The sequence below is a fragment of the Nocardia sp. Root136 genome (assembly GCF_001427185.1).
Taxonomy (GTDB): domain Bacteria; phylum Actinomycetota; class Actinomycetes; order Mycobacteriales; family Mycobacteriaceae; genus Nocardia; species Nocardia salmonicida.
Genome location: NZ_LMFE01000012.1, coordinates 22,858 through 46,194 on the forward strand (window position 1 = coordinate 22,858; position 23,337 = coordinate 46,194).

Below are 23,337 nucleotides of genomic sequence, written 5' to 3' on the forward strand. Positions count from 1 at the left end.
TGTCGCGGGCGCCGCTGATACGGGCCTGACACCGAACTGACGCCCCCTCTGACACCGATTTCGCCCACCGGACGGCCGACCAGTACCGCGCGCGACCGGTGGACGACCGGTGCACAATGGGCAACGTGCAAATCGGAATGCTCGGACCGCTGGAGATCAAGACCGAAGAAGGCGGCTCGATAGCGGTGCCCGGCGCCCGCCTGCGAGCGTTGCTGGTCGCCCTGGCGCTCGAGCCCGGTCGTGCGGTCCCGAAGACGAAACTGATCGACTGCATCTGGGCCGAGCAACCACCAGCCGACGCGGCGAATGCCTTGCAGGCGTTGGTCTCTCGGCTGCGCCGACTGTTGCCCGACGGCGCGCTCGGGGTGGCGGCAGGCGGATATCGGCTGGCCGTCGACCCCGACGCGGTCGACGCCGTACGGTTCGAGCGACTGCTCGATCAGGCCCGCAGCGACGACGTGCGCCATACCGACCTGCTGCGCGCGGCGCTGGAGCTGTGGCGCGGCGACCCGATGCAAGATATCGGCGACATCGCCCCCTTCGACCCAGTCATCACCCGCCTGCACGGTCTGCGCCTGACCGCCATGGAGCAATGCTACGAAGCCGAGGTGCAGCGTGGTCGCGGCCCCGACGTGGTCGCCGAACTCACCGAAGTGGTCGCGCAGCACCCGGTGCGGGAACGGCTCGTCGGGGCACTGATGCGGGCATTGGCTTCGGCGGGTCGTGGCGCCGAGGCGCTGGTCGTCTATCAGCGGGCCAGGGAGGCACTGGCCGACGAATTGGGCGTCGACCCGTCACCGGAGCTGTCCGAATTGCATGTCGCGTTGCTGCGAGGCGAAGTGGGCGCACGCCCGACGCAACGCTCGACGAACCTGCGCGCGGAGTTGACCAGCTATGTCGGCAAACAAGCCGACATAGCCGCTGTCCGCGAACTCCTTGCCGCACACCGGCTTACGACCATCACCGGCCCCGGCGGTGCCGGCAAGACCCGGCTCGCCGTCGAGACCGCCCGCACTGTGCTCGCCGACCTGCCCCAGGGCGCGTGGCTGGTGGAGTTGGCTGCCACCGACGCCGCCGCCGACCTCGCGCAAACCGCGTTCGCGGCGCTGGGACGCCGAGACTCGCTGCTCGGCGATGCCCCGAACGCCGACCCGATGGACCGGCTCGTCGCCGCGATCGGCGACCGCGAAACGCTGCTGATCCTGGACAACTGCGAGCATGTGATCGAGGCGGCGGCGGCCTTCTCTCACCGGCTGCTCGGCGAGTGCACGCGCCTGCGGATCCTCGCGACGAGCCGGGAAGCGCTCGGCATCACCGGCGAGGCCCTGTGGCAGGTCGCGCCCTTGGCCCTGCCCGCCGACGACGCGGACGCCGCCACGATCGAGGCTTCGCCCGCTGTCGCATTGCTGCGAGACCGAGCGAGCGCGGTACGCAACGACCTCACCGCCGACCCGGACACCCTCGCGACGATGGCCAGGGTCTGCCGCGCACTGGACGGAATTCCGCTGGCGATCGAACTCGCCGCCGCCCGGCTGCGCACCATGACCCTCGATCAGCTCGCTCACCGACTCGATGACCGCTTCCGCCTGCTGACCGGTGGTAGCCGCACCGCGATCGCACAGCACCGGACCTTGCGCGCGGTGGTCGACTGGAGCTGGGAACTGCTCGCCGACGCCGAACGCAGGGTGCTGAGCAGGCTCGCCGTCTTCGCCGGGGGCGCGACTCTCGAAGCGGCCGAGCAGGTCTGCGCCGACGGCACCGTGGTCGAACAGTGGGAGGTGCTCGACCTGCTGACGGCGCTGACCGAGAAGTCGCTGCTACTGGTCACCGAGGATGCGAGCCCCCGCTACCGCATGCTCGAGACGATCAAGCAATACGCGGCTACCCGCTTGGTCGAGGCAGGCGACGAGGACTCCGCGCGGACGGCGCATCGCACCTACTTCACCGACCTCGCCGCCACTGCCGAACCGCACCTGCGTCGCGCCGCGCAACTGGACTGGCTGATTATCCTCGAGGCCGACCACGACAACATCGCGGCAGCCATGCGCGGCGCCCTCACGACGGCCGACGCTCCCGCGGCGATGCGGCTCGCGGCCGCCGCGGGCTGGTACTGGTGGCTGGCCGGGCGCAAAGTCGAGGGCACTGAATTAGTCCTCGCCGCCGCCGAACTCCCCGGCGAGGTGGACAACGAGATCAAGGGCACGGTGTACGGCCTGGTCGTGCACTTCCTGACCTCCGGTCACAACGGCGAGCAGCAGGTGCAGGACTGGATCCACAAGGCGTACCAGGCAGGCCGTGAGGTGCAGGGCGGCCATCCGGCACTGCGTTTCACCGGGGCACTGGAACGCATGCTGCGCGGACCGGACGAGATTCTGCCCGCCTTCGAATCGATGCTCCCCGACGAGGATCCGTGGGTGCGGGCACTGGCGCGATTGCAGCTCGGCAAGCTGCGCACGGTGCTCGGCCACGCAGGGTCCGACGCCGACGCCTATCTCGAGCAGGCGCTCGCGGAGTTCCGTGCCATCGGTGAACGCTGGGGAATCTCCTTCGCCCTGACGGAATTGGCGGTCCGCACCGCCACTCGTGGCGAATTCGCCGCTGCGCTGGCACTTTTCGAGGAGGCCGTCGCGGTGGTCACCGAGGCGGGCACGCTCGAGGACGTGGTGCGGATGCGATCACGGCAGGCCCAGCTGTACTGGCTGCTCGATGACGGCAATGCGAGCGCAGCCGCCTTGGCGCAAGCGCAGTCCTGCGCGGACAAGACCGGCTGGCCCCCGGCACAGGCCCAAGTTGCCTTGACTCGTGCCGAACTGGCGAGATGGACCGGCGACGCGGCGCTGGCACTCGAGCAGCTCGACCTCGCGTGCACGCTGCTCGGCGCCGAAGCCGAACAGCCGGTGATCATCGCTTTCGTCCAGGATCTGCTCGGCTACCTCGCCGACGACCTCGACCAGGCACGTACCCACCATGCCGCGGCCTACCGGGCGGCGTCGGCGGGTGGGCACGCGCTGCTGCAGGCCCAGGTACTCGTCGGCATCGCGGATCTGGCACTGCGCACCGGCTGGTACGACCAGGCCGCCCGCCTGCTCGCGGCCGCCGACGCCACGCGCGGACTGCCCGACCTGTCCCAGCCCGACACGGCTCGCATCGAACGAGAAACACGACATCACCTCGGCGAAGTGAAATTCACCGAGGCGATGCGGGAAGGTGCGGGGGCGGACCCGGCGAAGCTCGCCGAACTCACGCTCGCTTGGTGAACGTGGCCCGCGACCACAGGTAGCCGACGACGGCGAACCCGGCGCACCAGGCCAGTGCGGCGGCGGTAGTGCCCCCGGCCGGGTTGCCAGCCAGGAATCCGCGCACGGATTCGATGATCGGGGTGAAGGGCTGGTACTCGGCGAACTGCCGGACACCGGGGCCCATCTTGTCGGCGGGCACGATCGCGCTGCTCACGAAGGGCAGCATGATCAGCGGCACCACCGACATACCCGCGGCCTCCGGGGTTTTCGCGGCCATGCCGAGCGCGACCGTGAGCCAAGCCGCCGCGAACGCCGTCGCGAGCAGGACACCCAGCGCACCGAGCCATTGCACCGCGGTCGCGGGCGAATGGAATCCCAGCACGAAGCCGATGCCGAGCACCGACGCGATGGCAACCACGTTGGTCAGCATGCTCGCCGCGACGTGACCGGTGAGCACGGCGCCGCGGGAGACGTCCATGACCTTGAACCGATTGATGACGCCCTTGGTCATGTCCGAGCTGACCGAGACCGCGGTACCGGACAGGCCGTAGCTGATGGCCAGCATGAGCATGCCGGGCACCGCGTAGTCGATGTAGTCCTCGCCGACATCGAACGCGTCACCGAAGACGTACACGAAGATCAGCATCATCATCACCGGCATCAGCGCGGCGTTGAAGACCGTGATGGGGCTGCGGGTGATGTGGGTGAAGTTGCGGCGCAACATGACCGATGAATCGAACAGTGCGTCGGACAGGCTGCTGGGTGCGGTGGTGGTGCTCATCGTGCGTCGGCCTCCGTGGTAGCGCGCCCGGTCAGGGCGAGAAAGACATCATCGAGATCGGGGGTGTGGATCGAGACCTCATCGGCCTCGATGGCGTGTGCGGCGAGCTGATCCAGCAGGGCCCGCAGGTTTTTCGTGCCACCGTCGCCGGGCACGCTGAGCGTGAGCGCCTCGTCGTCGGGGGTCGAGCCCGACAGGATCGCCGCGGCGGCGGCCAGCTGGTCGGGCTGAGTGAACCGAAACTCGAGGTGGCTGCCGGGAATTCGGCGCTTGAGTTCGGCCGCGGTGCCCTCGGCGACGATGCGGCCCTGGTCGAGTACCGCTATCTTGTCGGCGAGCTGGTCGGCTTCTTCGAGGTATTGGGTGGTGAGGAAGATCGTCACGCCCTCGTCGGTGAGTTCACGCACTATCTCCCACATGGTGCGGCGGCTGCGCGGATCGAGACCGGTGGTCGGCTCGTCGAGGAAGATGATCGCGGGCTTGGTCACCAGGGTCATCGCCAGATCGAGCTTGCGGCGCATGCCGCCGGAGTAGCTCGTGGCCTGCTTGTCCGCCGAGGCCGCCAGATCGAAGCGCTCGAGCAGATCAGCGACCACTTGCTTGCCCGCCTTGCCGCGCACACGGTGCAGGTCGGCCATCAGGCGCAGATTCTCCGCGCCGGTGAGCAGGTCGTCGACAGCGGCGAACTGGCCGGTGACGCCGATCGCCTTGCGGACTGCCTTGGTGTCGCTCATCAAGTCGTGGCCTGCCACCGTGGCGGTGCCGCCGTCGGCCCGCAACAGGGTGGTGAGCACATTGACCGTGGTGGTCTTGCCCGCGCCGTTCGGGCCGAGCAGCGCGAAGATGGTGCCTGCTTCGACGGTGAGGTCGATGCCGTCGAGAACTGTCTTGTCCCCGTAGGACTTCCGCAGCCCGGAGGCCGCGATTGCTGTGTTGTTCATGCCGACAACATTCGCCCGGTCGGCTGATACCGGGCTGACACCGCCCTGATACGCGCGCTGGCAGCGCGGGCGCCGGGTCGTGCAAGGCGTCTGTCAGCCCGGCGTCAGCCCGGCGTCAGCGCACCATCCGACGGTGGACGAGTGAACAGCACAGCATTCGCCGAACCGGCCATCAGCTCCAGCCTCGTCGCGTCCTCGGGCGCCGGCCGCGTGCGTGCGTCACTGCGGTCCGATCACCCACTCGCCCAGCTGATCCGCTTCGCCCTGGTCGGCGGCGCGAGCAATGTCGCCTACGTGCTGGTATTCCTGGCCTTCGACGGCTTCGATCCCCTGGCCACCAACGTACTCGGCTCCATCGTCAGCACGATGATCGCGAACGAACTCCACCGTCGCCTCACCTTCCGCGCGTCGGGCACCATCGGCTGGTTCACCGCTCAATGCCAGGGCGGCACGCTGGCGCTGCTCGGACTCCTGTTCACCACCGCGACGCTGGCCGCCCTCGAGTTCACTGCCCCCGGCCTCGGCCACCTCCCGCAAGCGGCCGCGGTCCTTGTCACGATGGCAACCGTCGGCGGCATGCGTTTCCTCGCCCTGCGCAGCATGGTCTTCTGACGAGACCAACGAACCCCGGCTGCCCCGCGATCGTGGGTTCGTTCGGGGCTGTCAGCGGGTGGGGCGGGTGGTGGCCTGGTGGTCTCGCCAGAGGCCGAGATCGAAGTACAGGATGTCCGGCAGCGCCCCTGTCAGACGCCGGTACCGGTCACGGTCACCCGGTCCACCCACACGGTTGAGCGCGGGGACGTGACGCTGCAGCTCGTGGATGGTCGGGCGAGAATCTTGCGCCTGGCGAGTTCGGGCAGGACGGACTCGAATGCCAGCCCATCGCACACCGGTCACACCGATAGACGCTGCCATACATGGCCACCACCTTCTACAGCTATATGTTGCGCGACACCGTCTTTGGCAGTGTGAGCCTCGAGCTCCGACATAGCACGCTCTACGGCAACGAACTCGAGCCTTCGCCGAAACATTCAGTCGGCCGAGCTGGGAGTCAGTCCTGCTCGCTGACCAGGTTCACTGAGCTCGGGATCTACCGCAGATACACCGGTGAGTCTATGCAGTATGCGAAGCGGCGGCTGAGTATCGATCGGGGGGCGCCGGTTCCAGTCGCGCACGGCGCTCAGGCCCGACTGGAATCGTGGGCTGTTCACAGCACTGTCTCACGGCCAGTTATGGGTGTTTCGTGGCGGCGTGCGCTGGAACCTGCATTTCGGCACCAGCGCTTACATGCTCTCGGGGTGGACGTCTGGTCCGATGCTGAAAATGGAGCTCACCTCGGCTCAGGTGACCGGCTCCCACCACGACAGCTTCATCACCGCTCTGACCGACTCGACGTGGGGACTGCCGCTGGTGGTCCGAAAAATCGAGTGTCACTGCACTGAAGAAGGCCAACCGTCAGGCTCGTGCTGGATCGAGCTGGGACGGGCGGGCAATGGTGCCGACAAGCAGAACATCCTGCAACTGCGTTTCGGCTACGACGCGGGAGATGATCTGAAGCAGCTGATTCCCGAGTTTCTTGATATCGGAGCCGATCCCGGCTGGCTGCAGCGGGTGCTACCTCGGTCAGAGTGAAGCAGCTAGATCGACCAACGCGCTGGGTTCATCACCAAGCCTATCCAGCTTCGCGAGCGTCGTCGGCCGGATGCTGACACAACCGTTGCCGGTGGGCGGGCAAGCGGGGCTGTGCGCTGAAGGAGGTTGCATGTCGCCGCTGGGTTACTGCTGACGGTACGGAGGCAGGATGAAGGGGTGGCACCGCGCGTTGTGTCACCCCTTGGTTGCGTCCAGCCCGGGTGTGGAGCTCCACACACTTCACCCGTTCGGCCGCCGGACCTTCCACCTCTCTTCACGCCCATCCCGTCAGGTGCCCAGTTGATCGGGTGGAACAGACAACTGTTGTCGCCAGTACCGCGAAATGTGCACGTCAGCCACATTTTTGACAATTAGATGGCAATCGGCCACAGGTCACGCGGTACTGTCGGCACCGGGACCAGCGGTGATCCTTCTGGTGAGGACATTGGTAACTCGCCGGGCACGTCCAGCAGTCTCGAACCCCGCTCCGCAGGCCCGGCAGCCCAACACGCGGCCCGCAAACGACCGGCAAAATACGCGGAGAGGCGGACTAGCGGTACAGTGGTGGTCCGTGGGTCATCAACGGAATCAGGCTAAAAGTGCCACCAAGCACATCTTCGTGAGCGGTGGCGTCGCCTCCTCATTGGGTAAGGGTCTCACCGCCTCCAGCCTCGGTCAGCTTCTGACCGCGCGCGGCATGCGGGTGACGATGCAGAAGCTCGACCCGTATCTCAATGTCGATCCGGGCACCATGAACCCGTTCCAGCACGGCGAGGTGTTCGTCACCGAGGACGGCGCGGAGACCGACCTGGACGTCGGTCACTACGAGCGCTTCCTCGATCGCGATCTGACGATGGACGCGAACGTGACCACCGGTCAGATCTATTCGACGGTGATCGCCAAGGAACGTCGCGGTGAGTATCTGGGCGATACGGTGCAGGTCATTCCGCACATCACCGACGAGATCAAGAGCCGCATCCTGGCGATGCAGGGTCCTGATCTCGAGGGACATGTGCCGGATGTGGTGATCACCGAGATCGGTGGCACCGTCGGTGACATCGAGTCGCAGCCGTTCCTCGAGGCGGCCCGCCAGATCCGTCACGATGTGGGTCGCGACAATGTGTTCTTCCTGCACGTGTCGCTGGTGCCGTACCTGGCGCCCTCGGGTGAGCTCAAGACCAAGCCGACGCAGCACTCGGTGGCCGCGTTGCGCAATATCGGTATCCAGCCCGACGCGCTGATCCTGCGTTGCGACCGTGAGGTGCCGCAGGGTCTCAAGAACAAGATCGCGCTGATGTGCGACGTCGATGTGGAGGCGTGCATCTCCACGCCGGACGCGCCGTCGATCTATGACATCCCGAAGGTGCTGCACAGCGAGGGCCTCGATGCCTATGTGGTGCGCAAGCTCGGGCTGCCGTTCCGCGATGTGGACTGGAAGGTGTGGGGCGATCTGCTCGATCGCGTGCACAGCCCGCGCGAGACCGTCGAGGTCGCGCTGGTCGGCAAGTACGTCGATCTGCCGGACGCGTACCTGTCGGTGACCGAGGCGCTGCGCGCGGGTGGCTTCGCCCATCGCGCCAAGGTGAACATCCGTTGGGTGCCCTCGGACGAGTGCGAGACCGAGGTCGGCGCCCAGGCGGCGCTGCGTGATGTCGACGCTGTGCTGATCCCCGGTGGGTTCGGCATCCGTGGCATCGAGGGCAAGGTCGGGGCGATCGGCTACGCCCGCCACCGCGGCATCCCGCTGCTCGGGCTGTGCCTCGGTCTGCAGTGCGTGGTCATCGAGGCGGCGCGGTCGGTCGGCATCGCCGACGCCAACTCCGCGGAATTCGAGCCCGACACCAAGAACCCGGTCATCTCGACCATGGCCGATCAGGAAGACGTCGTCGCCGGTGAAGCCGATCTGGGCGGCACCATGCGCTTGGGCGCCTACCCCGCCACCCTGAAGAAGGGCTCGGTCGTCGCGCAGGCGTACGGCACCGAGAACGTGTCCGAGCGGCACCGGCACCGGTTCGAGGTGAACAACTCCTACCGCGATGCCATCGCCAAGAGCGGGCTGGTCTTCTCCGGTACCTCGCCGGACGGGCACCTGGTCGAGTTCGTCGAATACCCGGCTTCGGTGCATCCGTTCTTCGTCGCCACCCAGGCGCATCCGGAGCTCAAGAGCCGCCCGACCCGCCCGCATCCGCTGTTCGCGGCGCTGATCAGCGCCGCGTTGAAATACAAACTGGCCGAACGCCTTCCCGTAGACTTTCCGGAGGAAGAGCTCGCGGAGCAGCCCGCGCAAGCCTAGGAACAACGGCGATAGGAACGCATGAGCGAGCCCGGTAGTCACGACTTCGAGACGGTGTCGAGCCGGGTGCTCTACAGCGGCGCGATCCTGGCCCTGCGCCAGGATCAGGTCAGGATGCCGGACGGGCGGGTCGCCGAGCGCGAGGTCATCGAGCACCACGGTGCTGTCGCGGTGCTCGCGCTCGACGACGACGGCAATGTCGTGCTGATCCGTCAGTATCGGCATCCGATCGGTACCCGGTTGCTGGAACTGCCTGCCGGGCTGCTCGATATCGAGGGTGAGGACCCGCTCACCGCGGCCAAGCGTGAGCTGGCCGAGGAGACGGGCCTCGCCGCCGCGCAGTGGTCGGTGCTGGTGGATGTGGCGTTGTCGCCGGGCTTCACCGACGAGGCGCTTCGCGTGTTCTTCGCGACCGGTCTCAGCGTCACCGACCGGCCCGATCCCGAACACGAGGAAGCGGATCTGGAACTGGTGCGGATGCCGCTCGACGAGGCGGTGCGCGCCGCGCTGGCGGGCGAGATCGTGAACGCGACCGCGGTCGCGGGCGTGCTCGCCTACGCGGCGGCTCAGGCGAGCACGGCGCCGCTGCGCGCTCCCGACGCGCCGTGGCCCGGCCAACCGACGAAGTTCCTGCGACGCAAAGCCGCTGAGGCGCAGTCGGCGTCGGCTCACGGTAACCACGCGTGACCACAGCAGCGGCGCGCGCCTCGGCAGCCGAACCCGCGTACTAGACGGGCAGGGGCGTGCTCGAGCGGGAGATCGACGCCTACCTCGACCACCTCGCGGTCGAGCGCGGAGCCGCGCGCAACACCCTCGGCGCCTACCGTCGTGATCTGGCCCGCTACCGCAATTTCCTCACCGGACGCGGCGTCGAGAGCTTGAGCGCGGTGGCCCGAGGCGACGTCGCCGAATTCACCATGGCCTTGCGTTCCGGTGGCGCCGATCATCCTGCCCTGGCAGCCGGTTCGGTGGCCAGGGCATTGATCGCGGTCCGCGGACTACACCGCTTCGCCGCCGCCGAAGGAATCACCGACACCGATGTGGCGCATGCGGTGAAACCACCCGCGCCCGGGCGCCGGTTGCCCAAAGCGTTGCCCTACGACCAGGTTCTGCGACTTCTCGAGTCGGCGGGCGGTGAATCCGAGGGCTCCGACGGGGGACCGCGCGGACTGCGCGACCGGGCCCTGCTGGAATTGCTCTACTCCACGGGTGCGCGGATCTCGGAAATGGTCGGGCTCGACGTCGACGACATCGACGCCGAGCAACGCTGTGTGGTGCTGCACGGCAAGGGCGGAAAACAGCGCCTCGTGCCGGTCGGCCGTCCGGCACTGGCCGCAGTCGACGCGTATCTGGTGCGTGGTCGTCCCACCCTCGCCGCGAGCGGAAAAGGTTCCGGCGGAGCGCTTTTCCTCAACGCTCGCGGCGGCAGACTGTCACGGCAGAGCGCATGGCAGGTATTGCAGACCGCCGCCGAACGGGCCGGGATCGGGGCGACGGTCTCACCGCACACCCTGCGTCATTCTTTCGCCACCCACCTGCTCGACGGTGGCGCCGATGTGCGGGTGGTGCAGGAACTGCTCGGCCACGCTTCGGTGACCACGACCCAGATCTACACCCTCGTCACGGTGAGCACCCTGCGTGAAGTGTGGGCCACCGCCCATCCCCGTGCCACGTGAACCATCACCTCCGATACGCGCTGAGCAGGTATCGTGCGAACACGCCCGGCGTTGCCATGCTGTACCTCACCGGTCCGAGCGGTAGCGTCTACCCCAGAGTCAGACCGTACGAAAGCGAGCCGGTCCCGTATCGGCCTCGCTACCCTCGACAGGGGTTACCGGCAAGGAAAACGTATAAGGAGCAGCGGATCGTGACGACAGCGGAAACACCGTGGGACGGTGGACCGGAAGAGGTCGCCGAGGCCGTCGAGATGGGCCCGACAGGCCGCCCGCTGCGACTGGTACCCGATCCACCCCAGGTCCAGCGACATGGCGACGCACTCGTCGTCGCCATGTGCAATCAGAAGGGCGGGGTCGGAAAAACCACCTCGACCATCAATCTCGGTGCGGCACTGGCCGAATACGGCCGCCGGGTGCTGCTCGTCGACCTCGACCCGCAGGGCGCGCTCTCGGCCGGGCTCGGTGTCGCGCACCACGATCTCGATCTCACCGTGCACGACCTGCTGATCGGCGGTAAGGCGAAGGTCGATGACGTCCTGCAGACCACCAAGGTCGACGGCATGGATCTGTTGCCGAGCAACATCGACCTCTCGGCCGCGGAGATCCAGTTGGTCAACGAGGTCGGCCGCGAACAGTCGCTCGGTCGTGCCCTGCACAGCGTGCGCGATCGCTACGACTACATCCTCATCGACTGCCAGCCCTCGCTCGGCCTGCTCACGGTCAACGCGCTGGCCTGCTCCGACGGCGTGATCATTCCGATGGAATGCGAGTACTTCTCGCTGCGCGGCCTCGCCCTGCTCAACGACACCGTCGAGAAGGTGCGCGACCGCCTCAACCCGCGGCTGAGTCTCTACGGCATCGTGGTCACCATGTTCGATGCGCGCCTGCTGCATTCGCGTCAGGTGATGTCGCGCGTGGTCGAGGTGTTCGGCGATCTGGTCTACGACACCGCCATCTCGCGCACCGTGCGTTTCCCCGATGCCAGCGTCGCCGGGGAGCCGATCACCACCTGGTCGCCGAAATCGGGCGGCGCCGAGTCGTATCGAGCGATGGCCCGTGAAGTCATCCACCGGTCTGGCCGGTGATCGGAGCTACACCTGCGGTGCAAGCAGTACCCGAAGACGCGGTGCCGGCCGAGGAGAAAACCGGTTTTCATCTGCGGCTCACTAATTTCGAGGGGCCGTTCGATCTACTGCTGACGCTGATCAGCTCGCGCAAACTCGATGTCACCGAAGTCGCGCTTCATCAGGTCACCGACGAATTCATCGCCTACACCAAGGCATTGACCGCCGAACTGGCCGGCAACACCAAGCTGCGCGCGGACAAGATTCTCGATCAGACCACCGAATTCCTCGTCGTCGCCGCCACTTTGCTCGACCTCAAGGCGGCGCGGCTGCTGCCCTCGGGCGAGATGACTGACGCCGACGACCTGGAACTGCTCGATGCTCGCGACCTGCTGTTCGCGCGACTGCTGCAATACCGCGCGTTCAAGCAGGTGGCCGAGCTGCTCGCCGAGCTGGAAGCCGCGGCGCTGCGCCGGTATCCGCGCTCGGTGGCGCTCGAGGAACAGTTCGAAGGACTGTTGCCCGAGGTCACCCTCGGCGTGGATATCGCCGCGTTCGCCGAGATCGCCGCAGCGGCCTTTCGGCCACGCCCGATCGCCGAAGTCGGGCTCGGGCATCTGCACATGCACACCATCTCGGTCGCCGAACAGGCCGAGCTGGTGCTGGCCATCTTGAAACAACGCGGTCCGGGCGGCTGGACGACCTTCGCCGAATTGGTGGTCGACTGCACAGTCCCGGTGGAAATCGTGGCGAGATTTCTGGCGTTGCTCGAGCTGTACCGGGGCAAAACCATCGCTTTCGACCAACCGGATCCGCTCGGGCCCCTCGCGGTGAGCTGGCTCGGTGAGCTGGATCCCGACGCCGAGGCCGCGGCGTTGACTTTCGAGGAGGACTACGGATGACAGAGGCAGTGGTGGAATTCACCTCTGAGCCACTTGACGACCTCGAAGTGCGCTCGGCGCTCGAGGCGATGTTGCTCGTCGTCGACGCCCCCGCGCCGACAGAACAGCTGGCAGCGGCCCTGGACGACACCACCGAGCGCATCGAAACCGTGCTCCGCGCGATGGCGGCCGAACTGACCGAACGGGGCAGCGGCATCGACCTGCGTTTCGTCGGTGACGGATGGCGCTTCTATACTCGACAGGAGTACGCGCCCTATGTCGAGCGTGTACTGCTCGATGGGGCCCGGACGAAACTGACCCGGGCCGCCTTGGAAACCTTGGCGGTGGTCGCCTACCGCCAGCCGGTGACTCGCATGCGGGTCAGCGCGGTCCGAGGAGTGAACGTCGACGGAGTGATGCGCACGCTGCTGGCCAGAGGCCTGATCGCGGAAGCAGGTCAGGACCCCGAAACCAACGGCACGTTGTACCGCACCACCGAGTTGTTCCTCGAACGGATCGGGCTCGCCTCTCTCGGCGACCTGCCACTGCTGGCGCCGCTGCTTCCCGGCGTCGATCTGATCGACGAGATCAGCGAGAGCCTGGAAACCGATCCGCGGTTCACCAGGCTGAAGAAACCCGCCGAGTCCGACATGGATCTCGGCACCGACGATTGACAGTCACCAAGCTGAACAAACCCGCCGAGTCCGACAGGGATCCCGGCACTGACGATTGACAGGACAGATGAATAATTCCGCTCGCCGAGATGGCACACCGGATCGAAGAAATCGCAGCGACCAGCCCCGAAGTGGCGCGAATCGAACCGCGGGTAACCGTGGCGACAGTGCGCGCACCGGGCAGGGTGGCTCCCGCGCAGCGGCTCCCAGCCGGCGCGGCACCGGCGCGGGTGGCTTCCAGCGCGGTAATCAGACAGCCGCCCGGTCCGCGGGCAGCTTCCAGCGTGACGCGGAGTCCGGCGGCCGCCGTGGCACCTCGACCGGTGGTGGCTACCAGCGTGACGACCGTCGTGGCGGCCCCGCCGGCGGTGACCGTCGCGGCAGTTCGCCCGGTGGATACCAGCGTGATGATCGACGCGGCGCCCCGGCCGGTGGTGACCGTCGTGGCCCGTCTGCCGGTGGTTACCAGCGTGACGACCGTCGTGGCGCCCCCGCGGGCGGAGGTCAGCGTGACGACCGTCGCGGCACCGGTGCTTCCAGCGGTGGCGGTTACCCGCGTGGTGACGCCGACCGTGGACAGCGTGGCGGCACGGCTGGTCAGCGCAGCGGCGCTTCGGCCGGCTCCCAAGCCTTCGCGGCGCGCAAGAAGACCTCCTCGAAGCCGCAGAAGAAGGTCGTCGCTCCGACGATCCTGAACAACGCCAAGCCTGCGCGTCACCAGCACGCCGAGGTCACCGAGGGCCCCAAGAAGCTTCCGTGGGGCGAAGGCGAACGCCTGCAGAAGGTCCTCGCCAAGGCTGGTGTGGCTTCGCGTCGCGCCGCCGAGGAGATGATCGCCGCCGGTCGCGTCGAGGTCGACGGCAAGATCGTGCGTGAGCAGGGTCTGCGCATCGACGCCGAGAACGCGGTGGTGCGCGTCGACGGCACCCGTGTCGTGGTGCGCGACGAACTGGTGCACCTGGTGCTGAACAAGCCCAAGGGCTGGCAGTCCACCATGTCCGACGATCTGGGGCGCCCCTGCGTCGGCGATATCATCGCCGAGCGGATCGCCGCTGGTCAGCGCCTGTTCCACGTCGGCCGTCTCGATGCCGACACCGAGGGCCTGCTGCTGGTCACCAATGACGGCGAGATGGCGCATCGACTGATGCACCCCTCGTTCGAGGTGCCCAAGACCTACCTGGCCACCGTCGACGGTGAGGTGAACTACCGCCTGGTCGGCAAGCGCCTGCGCGAAGGCGTCGAGCTCGAGGACGGGCCGGCCAAGGTCGACAAGTTCATGGTGCTCGAGGCCTACCAGGGCCGGTCGCTGGTGAAGCTCGTGTTGCACGAGGGCCGCAAACACATCGTGCGTAGGCTGCTCGACGAGGTCGGCCACCCGGTGATCCGGCTGGTGCGCACCCACCTCGGCCCGGTGGCACTGGGTGACCAGCGCCCCGGCACGCTGCGGGTGCTCGGCCGCGACGAGATCGGCAAACTCTACGAGGCGGTGCAGCTGTGAACGGTGTGGACTTTCCCTTGGAGTTCGAGAGCGACCGGATGACCGGTGACGCGACGCTCATCGTCGCGATGGACGGCCCCTCCGGTACCGGCAAGTCCAGCGTGTCGCGTCGTCTGGCGGCGCGCCTCGGCGCCCGCTACCTCGACACCGGTGCCATGTACCGGGTCGCGACCCTGCGCGTGCTGCGTGCGGGCGTCGAGCTGACCGATGCGGCCGCGATCGCGGAAACCGTTGCGGCACTGCCGCTTTCGATCGGTACCGATCCCAGTCACGAGGTCATCGAACTCGATGGCGAGGACGTCTCGCAGGAGATCCGCGGCGACGCCGTCACCAAGGCCGTCTCGGCGGTTTCCGCGGTGGCGCCGGTGCGCGAGCAGCTCGTGGCCCTGCAGCGCGAGATCGCCGCGATGGCAGGGCGCATCGTGGTCGAAGGCCGCGATATCGGCACCGTCGTGCTCACCGGCGCCGATGCCAAGATCTACCTCACCGCCTCCGCGGAGGCACGCGCCGAGCGGCGCAATGCTCAGAACATCCGCGAGGGCCGCGGCGACGATTACGCGGCCGTGCTGGCCGACGTGCAGCGCCGCGACACCCTCGATTCCACCCGCACAGTGTCGCCGTTGCGCCCCGCCGCCGACGCGGTGCTCGTCGACACCAGCGACCTGACGATGGCACAGACCATCGAGGAGCTGTATCGCGTGGTGGCTCAGCAGCTTTCGGCCACGACAGGAGGTCCGCGATGATCGAAGAGATTCTCGTAGGCGACGGAACCTGGACCGACGAGTCCGAATGGGACGTTCTCGATATCGATGCGGACGGCGAAGGCGAACAGCACATCGCGATGCCGACGCTCGCCGTGGTCGGGCGCCCCAATGTGGGCAAGTCGACCCTGGTCAACCGCATTCTCGGCCGACGCGAAGCGGTCGTCGAAGACGTTCCCGGCGTCACCCGTGACCGCATTTCGTATGAGGCCAACTGGGCCGGGCGCCGCTTCATGGTGCAGGACACCGGCGGGTGGGAACCCGACGCCAAGGGTCTGCAGCAGCACGTCGCTCGCCAGGCCGAGGTGGCGATGGAGACCGCCGACGCGATCCTGCTCGTCGTCGACGCCACCGTCGGCGCGACCACGACCGACGAGGCCGCGGTGCGCAAGCTGCGCCGCTCCAAGATCCCGGTGATCCTGGTGGCCAACAAGGTCGACGACCAGAAGGTCGAGCTCGAGGCGGCCACGCTCTGGTCGCTGGGTCTCGGTGAGCCGCGCATGGTCTCGGCCGCGCACGGCCGAGGCACCGGCGACCTGCTCGACGACGTGCTCGGCGCGTTGCCCGAGACCCCGCGCGAAGGCACCGCTGTGGCGGGACCGCGTCGCGTGGCGCTGGTCGGCAAGCCGAACGTCGGCAAGTCCAGCCTGCTCAACAAGCTGGCGGGCGACGAGCGTTCGGTGGTCCACGATGTCGCGGGCACCACCGTCGACCCGGTCGACTCGCTGGTCGAGTTGGGTGGCAAGACCTGGAAGTTCGTCGACACCGCCGGCCTGCGTCGCAAGGTCTCCAATGCCACCGGCACCGAGTTCTACGCGTCGCTGCGCACGAAGTCGGCGCTGGAGGCTTCCGAGGTCGCGATCATGCTGATCGACGCCTCGGTGCCGATCACCGAACAGGATCTGCGCGTGATCAGCCTGGTCGCCGAGTCCGGTCGCGCGCTGGTGCTGGCGTTCAACAAGTGGGACCTGGTCGACGAGGACCGCCGCTACATGCTCGAGCGCGAGATCGATCGCGATCTGGTGCGCGTGCCGTGGGCCCAGCGGGTCAACATCTCCGCCCACACCGGCCGCGCCGTGGCCAAACTGGTGCCGCAGATGGAAACCGCGCTCGAGTCCTGGGACAAGCGCATCTCCACCGGTCGCCTCAACACCTGGCTCAAGGAAGTCATCGCGGCCACCCCGCCGCCGATGCGTGGCGGCCGTCAGCCCCGCGTCATGTTCGCCACCCAGGCGAGCACTCGCCCGCCGACGTTCGTGCTGTTCACCACCGGGTTCCTCGAGGCAGGCTACCGCCGCTTCCTGGAGCGCCGTCTGCGTGAGGAGTTCGGTTTCGACGGTTCGCCGGTGCGCATCTCGGTACGCGTGCGCGAGAAGAAGGAACGTAAGAAGTAATTCGTGTGTCAGACGAGTGAGCCCCGGCGAATTTCGCCGGGGCTCTTCGTTTTTCAGTTGCCGAGCACTCGGTCCAACAGGTGGTCGACCAATTGTGTCGCGCGCGAAGCGTAGTCGTCGTTGGTGAGCATTCCCTGTGCCAGCCCGCCGACCGCGAGCAGGGCCACCTCGGCATCGGCGATGAGCGTCTCCTCGTCGGCGTCGGGACCGCGCAGTTGCCGTAGTTGTCCCGCGACCGCGTCGTCTACATGCCCGAAATGATCGGCGCTCCCGGTCTCAGTGTGCAGACCGCGCCGATCGACGAATCGGGCTTCGGTACCTGGTTCGGTGAGGTACTCGACGGTCTCGGCGTCGACCGGGTTCACTTGGTCGGCTACTCGCAGGGCGCGTGGCAGGTGATGGTCATCGCGTCCGCTCAGCAGAAACGACTGGCCAGCGTGAACGTGGTGGAGCCGAGCGGCACCCTGACGAAGATCAAATGGAGCCTGTTGTGGATGATGCTCCGCGTCGGGGCCCGGCCCACGGATAAGAACCTCCGCACGATGAACGCGCGGCTCAATCCCGGCGTCACCCTGACCGATGCGGAATTCGCCGGCGTGAAAGCGGCACTCGGGTACATCCCCACGATCGGCTACCCGAAGTTGTTCACCGACGAGCGGCTGGCCACGATCACCACGCCGACCCTGGTACTGATCGGGTCGGAGTCGTTGGTGGTCGATCCGCAACTCGCCGAACAGCGCCTGCGCGACAACCTGCCCACCTGCGAGATCGAGATCTTTCCCAGGGCGGGACACGGCCTCTTCCACCAGTTCCCGAAACTGGTCACTGCCCGCATTCTCGACTTCACCCGCCGCTACGAGTCGACGGACGCCCGCCACGGCGAGTAGTCGACGCCGCTCGCCCTTGCCGTTCAGATGCCACCACGCCGCGCCCGCGATCACCGCGAAGAACGTGACCGCGGGCCTGATAATCGTCTGAGAACAACCAATTGGTGGACACCTTGGCAATGTCGGGCACGTTGATAGCGGTAAGAGGTCCTCTGTGGCCTCCGCGAGGGAGTGCGTCATGAGTCTTGTCGGAACCCTGGTCGGCTACGCGCTGACCGTGTTCTTGGTGCTGTTGATCGCCCGGATGGTGGTGGACTGGATCGATGCCCTCGGCAACGGTCCACAGTGGGCGCGCAAGGCGAGGGAGGTGACCCACGCCGCCACCGAGCCGGTCATCGCCCCGGTGCGGAAAGTATTGAAGCCGATACGCATCGGCGACTTCTCCCTCGACCTGGCCTTCACCGCGGTTTTCATCGCCGTCCTGATCCTGCGCGCCGTGGCGTTCAGCCTGTAGTCACCGATGAGTGCCTGGGCGCGCGGTCTACGGACAGGCCGGCGAGCAGGACCAGAGACTGCTCGGCATCGGAGCCCGGCTCGGCGTGATAGACGACGAGCGTCTGCCCCGGCGCCCCGTTGACCGTGAACGTCTCGTAGGACAGCGCGAGCTCGCCCACCAGCGGATGGGTGAATCGCTTCTGCCCGGCGGTTTTCGCGCGGACTTCGTGCTTGGCCCACAGGCGGCGGAAGTCCTCGCTCTTCAATGACAGCTCGCCGACCAGTTCCGTCAGGCGCAGGTCGTCGAGGTCGGTGCCCGTGCTGACCCGCAGCCCGGCCGCGGTCTCCGCGGCGATCTTCGGCCAGTCCGGAAAAATATTGCGCGACGGCCAGCGGCGTCGCGGCCAAGACTTCCATATGCCGCCCGAGCACCAGCGCCGGCGTGTCCGACCAGGTGCGCATCAGACGCAACAGGCTCGGCGTGACGCGTTCCGGTCGTCTCGCCGCGCGGGTGCGTCGCGGTGCCGGACGCGCCAACTCCCGCAGATGGGCGGCGCCGTCGTCGTCGAGAGAGAACACCCGGGCCAACGCCGCCACGATCTGATCGGACGGATGCCTGTCGCGGCCTTGCTCGAGCCGGATGTAGTAATCGGCGCTCATCCCGATCAGTGAAGTAGAAGCCGCGAATCAAGTGGAGGGGGCCCCGTTGGCCTGCGCTCGGCACTCCGCCTCTCGGGTGGTCCGGGCTACGGGCGTACCCAGTCCACTGGCGTCGAGTATGCGTCCGATCGCTGTTCTGCTCCGGCTCTGAGCTTTTAGAGGGGACTTTCTACTCTATTTGCTTCCTGTTAACTGTGTTGGGATTGTGGCTCCGTCAAATGCTCCACAGCGCAGGATGTGAGGTGGTCAGATGATCAATACCACGCAGGATCCCGATGTTTGCAATACAGACGAATCCGCAGTGGATGGCCAGTCCGTTCGGATGAGGTCGAGGATTCCGAGCCGATCTTGCGCGCAGCGCAATCTCGGGAGCAAGTGTCTGCATTCCTGCCGTCCAGACGATCCCAGGGCAGCGTGCTCGGTAATAAGTAGTCGGTCCGGGGCTGTAGCTACTGCCCCTTCTTCCGACGGGTCCCGCAGTGAATTCCATGTCATCGCCCGTCTCGATGCCGGTGACGCTGTCGCCGATGTATTCAGCAGCGATATCGCCGATGCGGCGAGCGGTGTTCGCCACATCGCTGATTGGCCGCAGTCGTTGCCGTTGCGGCCGAGCAAGGCGGTCGGTCTGGACGAGCTCGATCACGCGCTGGCCGACGCCGGGTATCAGCGCTCCAGTAGCTGGCGCAAGCGGGTTACCAACAGCGGTGCCGTGCGCTACTTCGCCCATGCGACCACTCCGTCCTGTGCTCGTGGGCGGACTCGATAGCCCCGCGCAAGGCACCGCCTTGCGCGATTTATCGGTCGCCCTCCCATACTTGCTATGCGCGCGCATGGCACCAGACCAAAGGCAAGAGACCTAATGGACTTGCAGATCTCGGATTCGGCAGGTGCGCAGTGGTTCACTCGTGCCGCAGCATGCGCCGGGTTCGCCCGTCGGCCTCGACACGCGGCCGCCAGCACGGCCATCGGCTATGTTCGTACCGACTTGCCCGGTCCTGGCCAGTCGCAGTACGAATCGCTGATCCGCGCCGCCGCTACCGATCTTGGCTATGACCTGCTCGGGACCCTGGTACTCACGGCGACACCGCTGAACCGGCTGCAAGTCATGGTTACGGAGTTCGCCGTCGATGCGGTGTTGTGTCCCTCATTCGCCCACCTTGATGGGCAGGTGCCCACCGAACTGCTGACGGTCACCGACGTGATCGTTGTCGACCCGCCCATCACCTACTGCCGCTGGGATCCCCAGTTCCTGGACTGAGTATCTTCGAGGGTTGCTCACCCTGTGATGAGCGACCCTGGGCCTTTCGGGGCTGCGAGGTTTCGGCGCTCGTTCAGGGTGCAACCCACCTCCATGGTCGCAAGCCCCGGTGCTCACGCAGGCATGCCAGCCGGTAGTCGGCCTGGTGGCGTGCGTGGTCGGAAACAGCGGCGTGTCGTAGCGCGAACAGACACAGCTCGAAGGATCGGACATCGCGGATCACCGGGTACCCCTCCCACTCGGTGACATCGGAGCCGTAGGCGTCGGCGAACTGCTCCCACCTCGCTGGCGGGTCCGAGAGAGTGTCGGACTGGACCGCGACGGTTGCTTGGTCCCACTGCGGGGTCCGATGGAGCAGCGTTCCAGGTCCACGACGTGTCCCCCGGAAGAGCTTTCGTCGAACCCGGATTCGTGAGCACCGAACTCGGTGCCGGAATGCGCGACGACAACCGGCGCGCTGAGCTCGATGCATGGCGGAACGACTTGGAAGTCCTTCTCCCCGAGGACATCGCCGACGCTGTCGCTTTCGCCGTCTCGGCGCCACGACGGGTGAATGTGGCCGAACTCGTCGTCGTCCCCACCGAGCAGGGATGACCCTGGACTCCGCTGGTGGAGGTTCACGGCTGATCGGGAGCCCCCTCCACCCGCCACCGCGTCAGCACCGCGCGCACGCAGGATGCGTCGGTGAGCGCGTCGACCGTGTCGGTGAGGGCGGATTCCCTGGCGCGGTGGGTGAGCACGATCAGGTGGGCGGCGTCGTTGTGGTGCTCCTGACGGACTCGCTCGATGCTCACTCCGTGGTCGGCGAAGACCGAGGCGACCTGGGCCAAGGCGCCGGCATGGTCGGTGACGCGCAGGTTCAGGTAGTAGCGGGTCGGGGTGTCGCCGAGGGGACTCACGGGGAGTTCGGCGTAGTAGGAGGCGCGGGGTGCGCGGCCGCCGTTGACGCGATTGCGCGCGGCGGTGACCAGGTCGCCGAGCAGAGCTGACGCGGTGGCGGTCGGGGAGTCGCGGCCGGTGAACATCAGCCGTCCGGCGCTGTCGGCTTCGACGGTCACCGCGCTGAACGGTGCGTCCACCTGGGCGAGCGGGTGGGCCTCCGGGAGCAGCGCGGGGTGCACGCGTACCGAAATGCTTTCCTTGCCACCGGCTTCGGGGCCGGGTCGCTCACTGATCCTGGTGCAGACGGTGAGTGGCCGCAGCCGCAGGGACAGCGCGGCCGCGGCGGCGAGGTCGTGCGGGTCGGCCGTGCCGAACTCCTCGAAATGCACGTCGGTGACGTCCACTCGGGTGTGGAAGGCGAGCGTCGCCAGGATCGCCGCCTGCGCCACCGCGTTGGTCCCGTCGGTGGGGAAGACCGCGAGCACCTGCCGCACCCGATCACCCGACAGCGATTGAGTCAGCGGCCGGACCACGGGGACGCCGCCGGTCACCGCCGCCTCGAAGAACAGATCGGCCCTGAATTCCTCAGCGGCCGAGGCCAACCGGGGCCCGTGCTCGGCGACCAGCGCCGTGTTCGCGGTGATCACCGACCGTCCCGCCCGCAGCGCGTCGAGCACGGCAGGCGCCGAGGCGACAGTCTCGGTCGCGTCGATGACGAGCTCGGCATCGGACATCGCACCGAGCACCAGTCGCGTTCCGGCCCGCTCGCTCAGATCGTCGACGGTGTCGCGAATGATCCGCACCGCCTCCGTGGCGAGTGGGCCGGTGCCGAGAACAGCGATGTGCTGATGGGTCATAGGAATTCGCCTAACGCCGAGACTGCCGAACCGGGAGCCGACACAGCGCGCGCCACCCCCTGCCCGCCAGTATCGCGGCCGAAACCATTCGGCCGCAGCCATTTTCGTTTCCGAATTGGTACGGCCGTGCCCGGATTGCCTGGATACTCGAAGGGTCACCCGCGGATCGCACGCGGGCGAGCAGGGGAGAGGACTTCGTAGATGGCCCTGGTTGTGCAGAAATTCGGCGGTTCGTCGGTAGCCACCGCGGAGCGGATCCGGCGGGTTGCCGAACGGATCGTGGAGACGAAGAAGCAGGGGCACGATGTCGTGGTGGTCTGTTCGGCGATGGGCGACACCACCGATGAGCTCCTCGAATTGGCGGGGCAGATCGCCTCGGCGCCGGAACCACGTGAGCTGGACATGCTGCTCACCGCCGGGGAGCGGATCTCGAATGCCTTGGTAGCCATGGCTATTCATGCACTCGGTGCGGACGCCAGATCGTTGACCGGCTCCCAAGCCGGCGTGATCACCACCGGCGCGCACGGTCGCGCCAAGATCATCGATGTCGATCCGGGGCGGGTGCGCCGCGCCCTCGACGACGGTGAAGTGGTGTTGGTCGCCGGGTTCCAGGGCGTGAGCCAGGACAACCACGATGTGACCACCCTCGGCCGCGGTGGCTCCGACACCACCGCTGTCGCGCTGGCCGCGGCGTTGCATGCCGATGTGTGCGAGATCTACACCGATGTCGACGGGGTCTTCACCGCCGACCCGCGCATCGTGGCCGACGCCCAGAAACTCGACCAGATCTCCTACGAAGAGATGCTGGAAATGGCGGCCTGCGGTTCGAAGGTTCTCATGCTGCGTTGCGTCGAATACGCGCGCCGCTACCAGGTGCCCGTGCATGTGCGCTCGTCCTACACCGACACGATCGGCACCACCGTCTTCGGTTCGATGGCCGACATCCCCGCCGACCAGGCCGTGCTCACCGGCGTCGCGCACGACCGCAACGAGGCCAAGGTCACCGTCGTCGGCCTGCCCGACGAACCCGGCTACGCCGCGAAGGTGTTCCGCGCGGTCGCCGACGCCGAGATCGGCATCGACATGGTCGTGCAGAACACCGGCACCGGTCGCACCGACATCACCTTCACCCTGCCCGCCGCCGACGGTGCGCGTGCGGTCGCCCTGCTGCGCGAGCGCCGCGCCGAGATCGGCTTCGCCGATGTCCGCTACGACGACCGCGTCGGCAAGGTCTCGCTGATCGGCGCGGGCATGCGCAACAATCCGGGCGTCACCGCCTCCTTCTGCGAGGCGCTGGCCGAGGCGAACATCAACCTCGACCTGATCGCCACCTCGGAGATCCGCATCTCCGTGCTGGTCCGCGACACCGACCTCGACGACGCCGTGCGCATCCTGCACCGGGCCTTCGACCTCGGCGGTGCGGAAGTCGCCGTGGTGCACGGTGGAACGGGCAGATGAGCCTGGTTGACGTCACGCCCGAGCCGGTAGTAATTTACCAATGAGTAAATTACCGAATCGGAGGGT

General features: G+C 67.1%; 23 protein-coding genes and 1 pseudogene. 17 read left to right on the top strand and 7 right to left on the bottom strand.

Annotation, left to right across the window (positions count from 1 at the left end):
* Positions 1-116: 116 nt before the first annotated feature.
* The gene (locus ASD42_RS29720; RefSeq protein ID WP_200950539.1) at positions 117-3,257 is read left to right on the top strand and encodes a BTAD domain-containing putative transcriptional regulator; all 3,141 of its coding nucleotides are present in this window, start codon (positions 117-119) and stop codon (positions 3,255-3,257) included.
* On the opposite strand, the gene ASD42_RS29725 is transcribed toward ASD42_RS29720, so the two are convergent.
* Both ASD42_RS29725 and ASD42_RS29730 read right to left on the bottom strand, forming a co-directional pair.
* Complete coding sequence (locus ASD42_RS29725) at positions 3,241-4,020, bottom strand: ABC transporter permease (RefSeq protein WP_056822901.1); 780 nt, start codon at positions 4,018-4,020, stop codon at positions 3,241-3,243. The genes ASD42_RS29720 and ASD42_RS29725 overlap by 17 nt on opposite strands.
* The gene (locus tag ASD42_RS29730; RefSeq protein ID WP_056822903.1) at positions 4,017-4,961 is read right to left on the bottom strand and encodes an ATP-binding cassette domain-containing protein; all 945 of its coding nucleotides are present in this window, start codon (positions 4,959-4,961) and stop codon (positions 4,017-4,019) included. Before ASD42_RS29730 ends, ASD42_RS29725 begins: the two co-directional genes overlap by 4 nt.
* Before the next feature lie 141 nt (positions 4,962-5,102).
* Between ASD42_RS29730 and ASD42_RS29735 the strand changes: the two genes are divergently transcribed.
* Positions 5,103-5,573: a GtrA family protein gene (locus ASD42_RS29735; RefSeq protein ID WP_056822906.1), complete on the top strand. Its 471-nt coding sequence runs from the start codon at positions 5,103-5,105 to the stop codon at positions 5,571-5,573.
* A 51-nt stretch (positions 5,574-5,624) separates the two neighbouring features.
* Here the strand turns inward: ASD42_RS29735 and ASD42_RS34645 are convergent, their stop codons facing one another.
* Positions 5,625-5,876 carry a hypothetical protein gene (locus tag ASD42_RS34645; RefSeq protein WP_131816750.1) on the bottom strand — a complete coding sequence of 84 codons (252 nt, stop codon included), beginning with the start codon at positions 5,874-5,876 and terminating at the stop codon, positions 5,625-5,627.
* A 336-nt stretch (positions 5,877-6,212) separates the two neighbouring features.
* Here ASD42_RS34645 and ASD42_RS29740 point away from each other — a divergent pair, with 336 nt between their 5' ends.
* From ASD42_RS29740 to der, 10 genes are all read left to right on the top strand, one after another.
* Positions 6,213-6,593: a hypothetical protein gene (locus ASD42_RS29740; protein ID WP_156677631.1), complete on the top strand. Its 381-nt coding sequence runs from the start codon at positions 6,213-6,215 to the stop codon at positions 6,591-6,593.
* Positions 6,594-7,164: 571 nt separating this feature from the next.
* Positions 7,165-8,886: a CTP synthase gene (locus ASD42_RS29745; RefSeq protein WP_084787362.1), complete on the top strand. Its 1,722-nt coding sequence runs from the start codon at positions 7,165-7,167 to the stop codon at positions 8,884-8,886.
* A gap of 21 nt (positions 8,887-8,907) precedes the next feature.
* On the top strand, positions 8,908-9,573 hold the full coding sequence (locus ASD42_RS29750; RefSeq protein WP_056822915.1) for an NUDIX domain-containing protein: 666 nt from the start codon (positions 8,908-8,910) through the stop codon (positions 9,571-9,573).
* A 56-nt stretch (positions 9,574-9,629) separates the two neighbouring features.
* Positions 9,630-10,562: a site-specific tyrosine recombinase XerD gene (gene xerD, locus ASD42_RS29755; RefSeq protein WP_056822918.1), complete on the top strand. Its 933-nt coding sequence runs from the start codon at positions 9,630-9,632 to the stop codon at positions 10,560-10,562.
* Positions 10,563-10,813: 251 nt separating this feature from the next.
* Positions 10,814-11,647, top strand: coding sequence for a ParA family protein (locus ASD42_RS29760; RefSeq protein WP_131816759.1), 834 nt, complete (start codon positions 10,814-10,816; stop codon positions 11,645-11,647).
* Positions 11,644-12,528 (top strand): segregation and condensation protein A, encoded by an 885-nt coding sequence (locus ASD42_RS29765; protein ID WP_371852114.1) that lies wholly within the window; start codon positions 11,644-11,646, stop codon positions 12,526-12,528. The genes ASD42_RS29760 and ASD42_RS29765 overlap by 4 nt, the downstream gene beginning before the upstream one ends.
* On the top strand, positions 12,525-13,181 hold the full coding sequence (scpB, locus tag ASD42_RS29770; protein WP_056822925.1) for an SMC-Scp complex subunit ScpB: 657 nt from the start codon (positions 12,525-12,527) through the stop codon (positions 13,179-13,181). The genes ASD42_RS29765 and scpB overlap by 4 nt, the downstream gene beginning before the upstream one ends.
* A gap of 67 nt (positions 13,182-13,248) precedes the next feature.
* Positions 13,249-14,679, top strand: a complete 1,431-nt coding sequence (locus ASD42_RS35510) for a pseudouridine synthase (RefSeq protein WP_235569882.1) — start codon at positions 13,249-13,251, stop codon at positions 14,677-14,679.
* A 38-nt stretch (positions 14,680-14,717) separates the two neighbouring features.
* Positions 14,718-15,422 carry a (d)CMP kinase gene (gene cmk / locus ASD42_RS29780; protein ID WP_056823264.1) on the top strand — a complete coding sequence of 235 codons (705 nt, stop codon included), beginning with the start codon at positions 14,718-14,720 and terminating at the stop codon, positions 15,420-15,422.
* Positions 15,419-16,834, top strand: coding sequence for a ribosome biogenesis GTPase Der (gene der / locus ASD42_RS29785; protein WP_056822927.1), 1,416 nt, complete (start codon positions 15,419-15,421; stop codon positions 16,832-16,834). The genes cmk and der overlap by 4 nt, the downstream gene beginning before the upstream one ends.
* A 53-nt stretch (positions 16,835-16,887) precedes the next feature.
* Here the strand turns inward: der and ASD42_RS34795 are convergent, their stop codons facing one another.
* Entirely contained in the window at positions 16,888-17,199 is a 312-nt protein-coding gene (locus ASD42_RS34795; protein WP_056822929.1) for a hypothetical protein, read from the bottom strand.
* Between ASD42_RS34795 and ASD42_RS29795 the strand changes: the two genes are divergently transcribed.
* Together ASD42_RS29795 and ASD42_RS29800 are read left to right on the top strand one after the other, a co-directional pair.
* Entirely contained in the window at positions 17,200-17,721 is a 522-nt protein-coding gene (locus tag ASD42_RS29795; RefSeq protein ID WP_056822931.1) for an alpha/beta fold hydrolase, read from the top strand.
* A 178-nt stretch (positions 17,722-17,899) separates the two neighbouring features.
* Positions 17,900-18,175, top strand: a complete 276-nt coding sequence (locus tag ASD42_RS29800; protein ID WP_056822932.1) for a YggT family protein — start codon at positions 17,900-17,902, stop codon at positions 18,173-18,175.
* Here the strand turns inward: ASD42_RS29800 and ASD42_RS35515 are convergent.
* Positions 18,165-18,816 (bottom strand): annotated as a pseudogene (locus tag ASD42_RS35515) (helix-turn-helix transcriptional regulator). The gene ASD42_RS29800 and the pseudogene ASD42_RS35515 sit on opposite strands and share 11 nt — an antisense overlap.
* A 214-nt stretch (positions 18,817-19,030) precedes the next feature.
* Positions 19,031-19,543, bottom strand: a complete 513-nt coding sequence (locus ASD42_RS34650) for a hypothetical protein (protein ID WP_156677633.1) — start codon at positions 19,541-19,543, stop codon at positions 19,031-19,033.
* A 132-nt stretch (positions 19,544-19,675) separates the two neighbouring features.
* Here ASD42_RS34650 and ASD42_RS29810 point away from each other — a divergent pair, with 132 nt between their 5' ends.
* A complete protein-coding gene (locus ASD42_RS29810) occupies positions 19,676-20,074 on the top strand; it encodes a hypothetical protein (RefSeq protein WP_056822937.1) in 399 nt (132 codons plus the stop codon).
* A 375-nt stretch (positions 20,075-20,449) separates the two neighbouring features.
* Positions 20,450-20,668 (top strand): hypothetical protein, encoded by a 219-nt coding sequence (locus tag ASD42_RS35005; RefSeq protein WP_056822940.1) that lies wholly within the window; start codon positions 20,450-20,452, stop codon positions 20,666-20,668.
* Positions 20,669-20,691: 23 nt separating this feature from the next.
* On the opposite strand, the gene ASD42_RS29820 is transcribed toward ASD42_RS35005, so the two are convergent.
* Positions 20,692-21,813, bottom strand: coding sequence for an ACT domain-containing protein (locus ASD42_RS29820; protein WP_056822942.1), 1,122 nt, complete (start codon positions 21,811-21,813; stop codon positions 20,692-20,694).
* Positions 21,814-22,014: 201 nt separating this feature from the next.
* On the opposite strand from ASD42_RS29820, the gene ASD42_RS29825 reads away from it, so the two are divergent.
* Positions 22,015-23,271, top strand: a complete 1,257-nt coding sequence (locus ASD42_RS29825; protein WP_056822945.1) for an aspartate kinase — start codon at positions 22,015-22,017, stop codon at positions 23,269-23,271.
* Positions 23,272-23,337: the final 66 nt, after the last annotated feature.

Excerpts from the sequence above, each read along its gene's own strand:
- ASD42_RS29820 (WP_056822942.1), bottom strand. The coding sequence starts at position 21,813 with ATGACCCATCAGCACATCGCTGTTCTCGGCACCGGCCCACTCGCCACG.
- ASD42_RS29810 (WP_056822937.1), top strand. The coding sequence starts at position 19,676 with ATGGACTTGCAGATCTCGGATTCGGCAGGTGCGCAGTGGTTCACTCGT.
- ASD42_RS29825 (WP_056822945.1), top strand. The coding sequence starts at position 22,015 with ATGGCCCTGGTTGTGCAGAAATTCGGCGGTTCGTCGGTAGCCACCGCG.
- ASD42_RS29720 (WP_200950539.1), top strand. The coding sequence starts at position 117 with ATGGGCAACGTGCAAATCGGAATGCTCGGACCGCTGGAGATCAAGACC.
- ASD42_RS29725 (WP_056822901.1), bottom strand. The coding sequence starts at position 4,020 with ATGAGCACCACCACCGCACCCAGCAGCCTGTCCGACGCACTGTTCGAT.
- ASD42_RS29730 (WP_056822903.1), bottom strand. The coding sequence starts at position 4,961 with ATGAACAACACAGCAATCGCGGCCTCCGGGCTGCGGAAGTCCTACGGG.
- ASD42_RS29750 (WP_056822915.1), top strand. The coding sequence starts at position 8,908 with ATGAGCGAGCCCGGTAGTCACGACTTCGAGACGGTGTCGAGCCGGGTG.
- ASD42_RS29760 (WP_131816759.1), top strand. The coding sequence starts at position 10,814 with ATGGGCCCGACAGGCCGCCCGCTGCGACTGGTACCCGATCCACCCCAG.
- scpB (WP_056822925.1), top strand. The coding sequence starts at position 12,525 with ATGACAGAGGCAGTGGTGGAATTCACCTCTGAGCCACTTGACGACCTC.
- ASD42_RS34645 (WP_131816750.1), bottom strand. The coding sequence starts at position 5,876 with ATGGCAGCGTCTATCGGTGTGACCGGTGTGCGATGGGCTGGCATTCGA.
- der (WP_056822927.1), top strand. The coding sequence starts at position 15,419 with ATGATCGAAGAGATTCTCGTAGGCGACGGAACCTGGACCGACGAGTCC.
- ASD42_RS35510 (WP_235569882.1), top strand. The coding sequence starts at position 13,249 with ATGAATAATTCCGCTCGCCGAGATGGCACACCGGATCGAAGAAATCGC.
- ASD42_RS29800 (WP_056822932.1), top strand. The coding sequence starts at position 17,900 with ATGAGTCTTGTCGGAACCCTGGTCGGCTACGCGCTGACCGTGTTCTTG.
- ASD42_RS34650 (WP_156677633.1), bottom strand. The coding sequence starts at position 19,543 with ATGGGCGAAGTAGCGCACGGCACCGCTGTTGGTAACCCGCTTGCGCCA.
- cmk (WP_056823264.1), top strand. The coding sequence starts at position 14,718 with ATGACCGGTGACGCGACGCTCATCGTCGCGATGGACGGCCCCTCCGGT.